This is a genomic window from Pseudomonas sp. NBRC 111127 (assembly GCF_001320345.1).
In the GTDB taxonomy this organism is placed as follows: Bacteria; Pseudomonadota; Gammaproteobacteria; order Pseudomonadales; family Pseudomonadaceae; genus Aquipseudomonas; species Aquipseudomonas juntendi.
In genome coordinates, this window is record NZ_BCBD01000196.1 from 1 (window position 1) to 9,828 (window position 9,828).

Consider the following 9,828-nt stretch of genomic DNA (forward strand, 5'->3'; position numbering starts at 1 on the left):
CAACAGTTGGCGCTGCTGCGCCATCGACCTGGCGGTGGCGGCCCTGGGCGCCATCGTCGCACCCTTCCCGCCGGGGCGCGGCAAGCTCGACATCCAGGCGCTGGTGCGCCGCTGCGATGCCCGCGCGGTCATCGTACCGGCCACGTATGCCGACATCGACCTGTGCGAGGTCATCGAGTCGCTACGCCCAACCCTGCTCTCGTTGCGCGTGCTGATCGTAGACGGCGCACCGCGTGCAGGCTGGTCGACCCTCGACGCCCTGTTCGAGCATGCGCCGATCGACAGCACCAGCCTGCCGCGCGTGTGCCCCGACTCGCCAGTACGCCTGCTGGTGTCTTCCGGTACCGAATCCGAGCCCAAGCTGGTGGCGTATTCGCACAACGCACTGATCGGTGGACGGGGGCGCTTCCTGCAGCGCATCAGCGACGACGGCGCCGAATTCCGCGGCCTGTACCTGGTCCCGCTGGGGTCGTCGTTCGGCTCTACCGCCACCTTCGGCGTGCTCAGCTGGCTGGGCGGCTCGCTGGTGGTACTGCCGCGCTTCGAGGTGGGCGAGGCGATAAAGGCCATCGAGCGCCTGCGCCCAACCTTCATCCTAGGCGTGCCGACCATGCTGCAACGCATCGCCGCCGACCCGGCCCTGGCCCAGATCGACACCTCCAGCCTGCGCGGGCTGATCTGCGGCGGTTCTGTGATCGACCAGGCCACCGTGCTGCGCTGCAGCGAAGCGTTCGGCTGCGGTTTCATCAGCCTGTATGGCTCGGCCGACGGGGTGAACTGCCACAACACCCTGGACGACCCGCTGGAAGCGGTGCTGGGCAGCGTGGGCAAGCCCAACCCGGCGGTCTGCGAGATACGTATCGTCGACGACCTGGGCCGCGAAGTGCCCCAAGGCAGCGTGGGTGAAATCACGGCACGCGGGCCGCTGAGCCCGATGCAGTACGTCAATGCGCCTGAGCTGGACGAGCGCTATCGCGACGCCGAGGGTTGGGTGCGCACCGGCGATCTGGGGTTCATCGACGCGGCCGGCTACCTCAAGCTCGCCGGGCGCAAGAAGGACATCATCATCCGCGGCGGCGCCAACATCAGCCCGGTGCAGATCGAAGGCCTGGCCATGGCCCACCCGGACGTGGTGAGCGTGGCCTGCGTGCCGGTGCCCGACCCGGACCTGGGCCAGCGCGTATGCCTGTGCGTGACCCTGCGCGACGGCGCCCCGCGCTTCGCCCTGCAGGACATCACCGGGTTCCTGCGCGAACAGGGGCTGGAAGTGAACAAGCTGCCGGAATACCTGCGCTTTTATCGCCACCTGCCACTGACACCGGCCGGCAAGGTCGACAAGCGTGCCTTGGCCGCCGACGCAGCCGGGCTGGGCGAGCCCGTGCGGCAGGTGGGCTGAGCCATGGCCAACGAGCACGTCATTGAACTGGCGCAACGGGTACGCCACTTCGTCGAGCGGCAGATTTTGCCCCGTGAGGCCGAGCTGGGCCGCTGCGACGCGGCGGCGGCGCGGCTAAGCACCGAACTGCAGGCGCAGGCCAAGGCCGCCGGGGTATTCGGCAATTTCTACCCCGTGGCCGACGGCGGTCGCCTCGCGCGCCTGAGCGACTACCTGGAGGTGGCCGCCGAAGAAGGCCGCAGCGAGTTCGCGCCGGCGATTCTTGGCTGCGACGCCACGCTGGACTGCCACATGCTGGCACGCCACGCCAACCCAAGCCTGCGCGAGCGCGTGTACCTGCCGCTGGTGCGCGGCGAGCAAGTGCCCTGCTATGCCATGTCCGAGCCCGACAGCATCGGCTCGATCCCGGCCACCCTGAACAGCCGCGCCCAATGGCAAGGCGACCACTGGCGGCTGACGGCGCGCAAGTGGTTCATCTGCCGTGCCGAGCGGGCAGATTTCGCCACCGTCATCGCCCGCACCGACGAGGGCCCGTTGCAGACCGGCCTGTCGATGCTGGTGGTGCCCTGCAACAGCCCAGGCTTTCGTTTTGTGCGGCCACTGGCGCTGCTAGGTCGTCAGCAGGGCCAGGGCGAGCTGCACCTGGAGGGGGTGCGGGTGGAGCCTGACCAGGTGCTGGGCGCGCCAGGCCAGGGCCTGATGCTGATGCAGCAACGCCTGGGCCTGGGCCGCCTGTTGCGCGCCGCCCACTGGCTGGGCCTGGCCCGGCGCTGCTTCGACGATCTGTGCGCGCGGGTGCACTCGGCCCGCGGCGCGCAGGCACGGCTCGCCGACAAGCAACTGGTACGTGCCCGGGTATACCGCTGTTACCGCGAGATCGCGGCGGCCCGGGGCCTGCTGCGCGAGGCAGCGGCCACCTTCGATCGCGGCCAGGCCAGCGCCATCGAAGTCAACCTGGCCAAGCTGGCGGCCTCCGATGCGCTGTCGCTGGCCGTGGATTCGGCGATCCAGATAATGGGCGCCGAGGGCCTGAGCGAGCTGTCGCCGCTGTCGGGCATCTACCGCGGCGCCCGCACCACGCACATTCTCGACGGCACCGACGACGCGCTGATCAGCACCCTGGGGCGCGACCTGCTCCAGGCCACGCGCCCCGGCCGCGCCTTCGACGTGCTGACCCCTTCCGTTCCTTCGCCTGCGAAGGAGGCCCCATGAAGCGGCATGTTCCGCTGGCCGCCCTGCTCACCTGCGCCATGGGCCTGCCGATGATGGTGTTCTATGCGCTGGGTGTACTCGGCCCGCAACTGATTCAAGCGCTGGGGCTGGACCGTGAGCAACTGGGCTGGCTGACCACCAGCGCATTCGGCCTGGCGGCGCTGCTCTCGCCATGGGCCGGGGCGCTGGTCCAGCGCATTGGCTCGCGCCGTGGCTTGCAGGGGCTGTTCATGCTGGTGGCACTGTCCTTCAGCCTGGTGCTGGTGCTGCCGGGCTTCGTCGGGCTGGTGATCGCCCTGGCCTTCTGCGGCGTGGCCCAGGCGCTGGCCAACCCGGCTACCAACCAGGCCATCGCCCAGGCGGTGGACGCACCGCGCGCCAGCCTGGTAGGCATCAAGCAGGCCGGGGTGCAGGCCTCGGCGCTGCTCGCCGGCCTGACCCTGCCGGTGCTCAGCCAGGCCCTGGGCTGGCGCATGGCGCTAGGCTGCTGGGCGCCATTGGCGCTGCTGCTGGCGCTGCTGGTCGCTCGGCAGATCGCCCCGGCGCCCCAGGCGCATCGACCGCCCGTACGCGTACAGCGGCCCAACGGCTGGCTGCTGCGGCTGATGGCCATCCAGGGCTGCGCCGGGCTGTGCCTGTCGGCCTTCATCACCTTTTTTGGCGTGCATGCCAGCAGCCTCGGTGTGACGCCCGCGAGCATCGGCTTGATGATCAGTGCGTTCGGCGTCACCGGTGTGCTTTCACGGCTGCTGCTCACGCCGTTGGGCGCGGCTTTCAGGGATGAAACCGTGTTGCTGGGCGGCCTGTTCCTGTTCGCCCTGGCGACGATCGTGTTGATGCAACTGGCCACGCCCGCGCGCCACTGGCCCCTGTGGGCCGCGGTGGTCGGAATGGGCCTGAGCCTGGTAGCCAGCAACGCGGTGGCCATGAGCATGCTGCTGCGCGAACCGCGCTTCGGCGGAGTTGCCAGTAGCGCCGGGCTGCTGTCGCTGGGGTTCTTTGGTGGTATCGCACTGGGCCCACCGCTGTTCGCCGTGCTGCTGCGCCAGCCCGGCGGCTTCACCGCGGGCTGGACACTGCTGATGATCGCCTTGTGCCTGGGCGCCGGGCTATGCCGCAGCCTGTACCGGGCGCGGCAGGTGTCGGAGGGCTGCGCCGATGCCGGAACAGCGTAAACGCGAGGCGATCATCGAAGCCCTGCTGGCGCCCCTGCCGCGCATCTCGCAGCAGTGCGATGGCCATTTCCCGTTGTACCGCGTCGATCGGGACTCGCCCTGGAAACTGTCGCGCCGCGGCTCCTGGCTGGGCGGCTTCTGGGCCGCGCTTTGGTGGCGGCGCGCTCAGGCCAGTGGCAACGCGGTGGATGTGGCCGAAGCACGGACCTGGAGCGCCCGGCTGGCCGCACAGCTTGGCGAACCGAGTGTCAACCGCAGCTTCGTGTTCTGGTACGGCGCCGGCCTTGCCGCCCGCCAGTCGTGCGATGAGCAGGCCCGTGGCCTGACCACCCAGGCGGCCGCGGCACTGGCCGCGGACTACGATCCACAGTTGGGCGGTTGGTGGCTGGGCACAGGGCTGGGGGCTGGCGAGGCTGGCGCCAGGACCTTGGACATCGACGCACTGGCCCCGACCCTCGCCCTGCTGCATGCCAGCCCGGACGCCGACCATTGGGCCTTGGCACGCCAACACCTGCAGCGTTGCCTGAACAGCTTGTCCGAGCCCTCGGGCGCCTGGGCCAACCAGGCCCTGTTGCTGCCAGGCGGTAACTGGCAGCGTACCGCGCCAGGCCAATGGGCCCGGGGGCAGGCCTGGGCGATGCTGGGGCTGGCCGAGGCCGTAGGTCGCTATGGTGGTGAATACGCCGAGGCCGCAGGCCGGGCCTGCGAGTACTGGACCCAGCACTGGGGCGCCGCCGCCGCCAGCGGCCGCCCAGGCGCCGACGAGGCCGACCCCTGCGCCATCGCCATCGCCTCGGTGGCCTTGCTGCGCCTATGGCAATGCCTGCCGGGGCGTAATGCCTGGTGCGAGCTGGCCTGCCGGCAGATAGCCGGGCTGCTGACAACGTCGGTGCGGCACGGCTGCTTCATCGGCCACCGCTATCGCCTTGATGCGCAGCGTATCGGCCTGGTGGAAACGCCCTGCGCGACCTTTTTCCTGGTCGAGGCGCTGCGCGCCCAGGGTCAGGTACTGGCTGGCGACGGCGGCGTGGCGGGGTGGTGAGCGGCGGGCGGATTTCAGGCTCAAGCGGCCTTATGGTGGGAGGTTAACCGCGCTATGGAAACGGATCTGCGGTTGCTCGGGGATGTCGACCAGCGTGCTGGAGTCATCGCAGATGATCATGGTGTGGCCTGCGGCGGTGTGCTCGAAGTAGTAGAACGGGACTTGAATACGCGCCGGTTCTGCAGCGACAGCAGCGCGGAGGCCAGGTCCATGATTATCGGGGGATGCATTCGCCCGTCTCGCTTCTTGGCGCCCCCGCCTCACTCGCCGAAAAATGCTTCATAGCGTGGATTGGTTCAAATTTTCCGCCACTTGCAACTCTGGCAGATGGCCACTGCCAGTGCGGCCGTACCGGCACATGCGGCATGCGGCAAGGCTCGAAGCAGGCCATGATGCTCAATTGCCATTATTGCCGCGCACGCCTGTCATGAGAACAATGAACGCCTGTCAGACCTTTGTACTCATCTTGGTGTCTGAACCGAAATGCTGCGCTCGCCGCCGAAGCGTCGCCTATTTCCATGGACAGTGAAGCGAAAATGGATCTTGTAGCCAACATCCCCAGCTGGGGAGACATCGAACGCAACCTCGAATAGAAATTCAGCGAGCTCAACCAAAGCGTCGATAGCGGCCTGAACAGCGCCCAGGAGGCGTGGGACGGTTTCAGTCGACGGGTCAGTAATGGCGCCAACCAGGCTTATGGCTATCTGGGTGGGCAGCGCATCGACAACGTGCGCCAGGCCATGGCCCTGTCCTACCCGATCATCCAGGACAACCTCAAGCGCAAGTGGTCCTCGATCGGTATCGAGCAGATCCTGCCGGTGCTGCTGCAACTGGTCAAAGAAGTGTCGATGATCCTCGGTGGCAGCGTGGCGGTTGGCTCGCTCGCCGGTGGCGTGGCCGGGGCGTTCGCCTTTGGCGTCGGCGCGGCGCCAGGGGCGGTCGCCGGCGCTGGCATCGGCCTGCAAGTCGGCAACCTGATCCTCATGGGACTTGGGCTGTCCGCCATTGCCGAGTATTTCTATCAAGGCTTGCCGGCGTGCCTGTCGACCCTGCAGCAAGGCATGGCCACGGCCTGGTTTGCCGAGGATGGCCTCAAGCCCACCGGGCTGGACCCAAGCGGTGGCTCGTCGGCGCAGGCTCAGGAGCGCGTCGAGCGCGCGGCACGTCAGCTTGCTCGCGGGCAGGAGCAGTTGGTACTGCTTCTACTGACAGCCATTGTCACCTACCTTACTCGGGGGCAAATGAAGGCCGGCGTCATGAGCAGCATGGAAAGCATTGCCGCCCGGAGCGCTCGGCTGCAGGCTCAGATCTCCAACAAGCAGCTGGCGGCCTGGTTGGCGAAGAATGAGCAGAAGCTGTTGGCGCAGCCGGAACTGCTGGTAAAAGAGGCGACCCCGATCAAGCCAGCACAGCCTGAGACGATGCGTGAGTACTACAGCAAGCAAGACCCGAATTTCACGCCGATCGAAGAGCAGATCGAAAAAGTTAGCACCTTCAAGACCAAGGGCTTGTCCAATGCCCAGATTGAAGATTTCCTCAACACCGCCGACGGTAAAAAATTGCTCGGCAAACTCCAGGCTGCGGCTCCAGACGCTGATGCCACGACCATTTACTCTCGGGCCTTCGACCAAGTCGCTTCCGGGTCAACCATTCCTGAGATCAAGTTGATCGATTCACCGCTGGTCAAGATCGTGCCCGAGGGACAAAGCGTGTCGCCTTACTCGCCGTTCTTCACGACTCACGAGGAGCTACAGGCAGCGGCGAGCTCTGGTAGGACCTTGGCTGACAGCTTCGGCGTGCCACTGGGTAGCGAATCGACTCGGTACTCGGTCTTTGAAATGTCGCCCCTGCAGCCAACCGAAGTTTTTGTGAGTAAAGTAGCCCCTACCATAGAGCTCAATGGCACAATTTCACGCACCGGTGAGGCAATGCAATACCTCACACCCAATCGTAGCGAATGGGGCACTCCAAAATTGATAGGCACCCTTTCCAACTAGGGCTGAACATGAATACCGAAAAACTCAAACAGAAGTCGGTCAAGCTTCGCATGTTGATCGACAGCCTGAAGGCACAGGACCCCGCTGCCATGAAATTGAGCGTAGAGCTAGAGCCGCTGCTGCATGCGGCAGAGCGACAGCTGATCCATTCCGCCATGGAATGGCGCGACATCCCGGGTCGCTACCTGTTCACTGAAGAAGGCTTGCAGCAGTATGCCGATCTCGAGCATGCGTTTGCAGAGTTTCGCATTGAGTTGACAGGTGGAGAGTCACCTACATTGGCCCGACTCAAAGCAAGTATGGGGGAGAAACCCCAATAAGATAGCAACTGATTTCCTTTATGTTTTGGCTTGAACGCGCTTGATAGTCCCTTCGGTATTACAAATAGGGTGAAAGCCGGGCTGCGCGACGCGGGGCCCTCCACTCAACCTGAAGATGGCCAAAGTCGTGAGGCGCGAGCGCAGTACTGGAATATCGATGTAGATCTGGCGCCAACGAGCCAGCGCCGAAAAATGCATGGTGGTGGCCGCCCCCAAATGCCCAGCCGAGAGTGATTCGGTAGAAGGGGAATTCGCGGCTGTCGCCTAATGCACCGGCTTGTTCAAGACCGAGCTGGTAGCGGGCGGTACTGCGGTTGCGCAACTGGCTGTTGGCTTTGGATTTGTACTTGATCTCGCCGCGTAGCTTATAGAGGGTTTGCACTAGTACACCGGCCGGGTCGTACTGGTAACGGCGGTGGATCGGGTTGTAGGCGTGCTTGATCAGCAAAGAGGTGTTGATGCCGGTATAGTGCACCTGCAAGAGCTTGTCGGCCGGCAAGGTCGAGGCATACTGCCAGTTACGGTAGTCTGATCACATACAAAATAAGAATACGCTAAAAGATGATATCTCTCTCCGAGCGACTACATAATAATAATTGTCAAAAAAGCAAATCCTTACAGCAAAGAAAGAATTAGATCTTATTGCCAAACCAATGAGACGAAATTTTATAGCGGCGAACGGCGCCATCTATCATCAAAACTTAAAACTTCTTTTTTCTTTATTTTCCAAACTCCATCTTTAGCCACCAAATAAATCTTGGCGCAGGTTTCGGCACCTTTAGTTTGCTGCACCTTGATTGCCATCGTTTCTCCACCTACTCCCAAAACCTCTAACTTATCAGTCGCAGGATCATAAGTGGCAGGCTTGGCGCAGCCAAGATCCACAAGTCGCCCATAGTTATATTTATCCTTAACGGCATATTTGTCGAGTATCTCTTCAAGTTTTTTTGCATAAATTTCTTTCAGTTGAGAATCGTCTACCCCCTGAGCCAGGTTTATTTTGCGCTGCTCAAAGAACTCAATCTCCCAGCAGTTCATTTCCCTCATGAAAGCTACTAATTCACTAGGAGGACTCATAGCTAAATTCTCCCTTAGACAGATTAATTCGCAAAAACACCTTCAAGGATTTTCTCACCTGAATAATACATGCCATAAGTTATGGGGGTTGCGGCATTCCGCCATTATGGTAGACCATGTATAGCTCAATCACGAAGCTTAGCTCAACATCATAGCCCCTTGGATTTATCCGCGAGAAGCCTGGCCTTTAAAGATTAACAGTTCGTGCTTTATTGGCTGAATATGTAATCAGTATACTTGACTACATCCAATACATTAACAAAATCCTTCGAGCAGAGAGCTATCGTAGGCCTTGTCCTTTATAATTTTCTTTGACGTCATCGCTTCCTTTATTGCAACTTCATTTACAGCCACGCCACAAAACTTAACAGCACAATGTAGCAAGACAGCAGGATATGAGTATTCATCGGGAGACGAAACAACATCACCTATGATTCTATCAGTCGGCACTATAGCGGCTAACATCTTGGGAATATAGAACTCTTCCAGAACGAGCCGAATATGACTGCAGACTTCTTCTACCAAAGCGGGAGCCGGTGTTTTTATAGCCCCGCCAAAATCCCCACTGAATCGTTTGCTCTGCTCACCTGACGAAATGAACGAAAAACAGCCCTCATTAAATAAATTACTTCTGTAAGGAGGTGTGAATTTTGACGCGCACTCGAAAAGCTCGCCCCCTGAAACAATCCCAGATAGCACATAAGAATCTACACGAGCGATATGATCAAAAAAAGTTCAGCTACATTTTTTTATTGCATTTGAATTTTAGTTTATTCTTTGCAGCCACCACGCCCACGCCATCAAATTTAGACGCAACGATCTTTAGCTCTTTAAGCAAGGCGGCCTCAAAATACAACCGATCCTCTGCACTCATAATTCACCTATATCTAAGGAAATCAAATATTACATCATGTACAGCTCCTTTACCACCAAGCAATTTTCCGCGCATGCTTTTAGTATCAACTTTCAGCTTAGCCGCAGTACCACGAGATGGCGTAATAGTTCCTCCCCGCTCTACCGAGCCCCACGAGCGATAGGTCGCCTGCCAAACGATCTTACCGTCACTATCCATCAACTTTAACGGCGTGCCAATCTGGTCCGTATGGAAGTAATAGACCTTCTGCCCTTCCCCTTCAACCTGATCTACCCGCGCCAACGGTGCATGGCTAAAGCTTTCGTAAGCGCTCCATGAACCCCACATTCAAAGCGCTTACCTGATCTCCGATGCTGTGCTCCCGATTTCTTTCTGGAGCTCGCCGACCATGATGCGACCCGACGCCAAAGTCGAAAAAGTTTATGACTCAGTAGCGCCAGGTCCATCTGATAGAGTTGTGACAGCCCTTCACTCCCTGAAAAATGTTAAAGCAACAGATCTTCTTCGCTAACGGGTGCAAAAGTATTGAATTTGAACAGCCTTCGGCTCTGTGGGTTTAGCAGGGAAATCAGATCCGTCAACATGGCGCGTCCTTGATAAATGGTAGTTAATTCTGCTTATTATTGGCGCTTCAGCTTGAAAAGCCGGGCCAACCATGAAGCATCGCGCAACGCACGCACATATTCAACTTCAGACAATAGGTATTGACGTGCCTCGCGACGCTCACGTTCTTTT

General features: G+C 60.8%; 6 protein-coding genes and 4 pseudogenes. 6 read left to right on the forward strand and 4 right to left on the reverse strand.

Annotated elements, in window-relative coordinates; translation table 11 throughout:
- The 4 genes from APH30_RS24410 to APH30_RS24425 form a co-directional block, all read left to right on the forward strand.
- The coding region (locus APH30_RS24410) for a class I adenylate-forming enzyme family protein (protein ID WP_054913997.1) at positions 1-1,396 on the forward strand (1,396 nt) is incomplete at its 5' end.
- Between the two features lie 3 nt (positions 1,397-1,399).
- Positions 1,400-2,608, forward strand: coding sequence for an acyl-CoA dehydrogenase family protein (locus tag APH30_RS24415; protein WP_054913998.1), 1,209 nt, complete (start codon positions 1,400-1,402; stop codon positions 2,606-2,608).
- Entirely contained in the window at positions 2,605-3,783 is a 1,179-nt protein-coding gene (locus tag APH30_RS24420; protein ID WP_054913999.1) for a CynX/NimT family MFS transporter, read from the forward strand. Before APH30_RS24415 ends, APH30_RS24420 begins: the two co-directional genes overlap by 4 nt.
- Complete coding sequence (locus APH30_RS24425) at positions 3,767-4,825, forward strand: hypothetical protein (RefSeq protein WP_054914000.1); 1,059 nt, start codon at positions 3,767-3,769, stop codon at positions 4,823-4,825. The genes APH30_RS24420 and APH30_RS24425 overlap by 17 nt, the downstream gene beginning before the upstream one ends.
- 48 nt (positions 4,826-4,873) lie before the next feature.
- Here APH30_RS24425 and APH30_RS30045 read toward each other — a convergent pair.
- Positions 4,874-4,981, reverse strand: a pseudogene (locus tag APH30_RS30045) (contractile injection system protein, VgrG/Pvc8 family); the annotation flags it as partial.
- 380 nt (positions 4,982-5,361) lie between these two features.
- Between APH30_RS30045 and APH30_RS24430 the strand changes: the two are divergent.
- Both APH30_RS24430 and APH30_RS24435 read left to right on the forward strand, forming a co-directional pair.
- Positions 5,362-6,822 (forward strand): annotated as a pseudogene (locus tag APH30_RS24430) (DUF6861 domain-containing protein).
- 8 nt (positions 6,823-6,830) lie between these two features.
- On the forward strand, positions 6,831-7,142 hold the full coding sequence (locus tag APH30_RS24435; RefSeq protein ID WP_029886057.1) for a hypothetical protein: 312 nt from the start codon (positions 6,831-6,833) through the stop codon (positions 7,140-7,142).
- Between the two features lie 241 nt (positions 7,143-7,383).
- Here the strand turns inward: APH30_RS24435 and APH30_RS28405 are convergent.
- The 3 genes and pseudogenes from APH30_RS28405 to APH30_RS30050 form a co-directional block, all read right to left on the reverse strand.
- Positions 7,384-7,659, reverse strand: a pseudogene (locus APH30_RS28405) (hypothetical protein); the annotation flags it as partial.
- Positions 7,660-7,808: 149 nt separating this feature from the next.
- The gene (locus APH30_RS24445) at positions 7,809-8,219 is read right to left on the reverse strand and encodes an NTF2 fold immunity protein (protein WP_236185392.1); all 411 of its coding nucleotides are present in this window, start codon (positions 8,217-8,219) and stop codon (positions 7,809-7,811) included.
- A gap of 1,009 nt (positions 8,220-9,228) precedes the next feature.
- Positions 9,229-9,399 (reverse strand): annotated as a pseudogene (locus APH30_RS30050) (RHS domain-containing protein); the annotation flags it as partial.
- Positions 9,400-9,828: the final 429 nt, after the last annotated feature.

What these genes read in the sequence shown, in the direction of transcription:
- APH30_RS24415 (WP_054913998.1), top strand. Translation starts at nt 1,400, where the DNA reads ATGGCCAACGAGCACGTCATTGAACTGGCGCAACGGGTACGCCACTTC.
- APH30_RS24420 (WP_054913999.1), top strand. Translation starts at nt 2,605, where the DNA reads ATGAAGCGGCATGTTCCGCTGGCCGCCCTGCTCACCTGCGCCATGGGC.
- APH30_RS24425 (WP_054914000.1), top strand. Translation starts at nt 3,767, where the DNA reads ATGCCGGAACAGCGTAAACGCGAGGCGATCATCGAAGCCCTGCTGGCG.
- APH30_RS24435 (WP_029886057.1), top strand. Translation starts at nt 6,831, where the DNA reads ATGAATACCGAAAAACTCAAACAGAAGTCGGTCAAGCTTCGCATGTTG.
- APH30_RS24445 (WP_236185392.1), bottom strand. Translation starts at nt 8,219, where the DNA reads ATGAGTCCTCCTAGTGAATTAGTAGCTTTCATGAGGGAAATGAACTGC.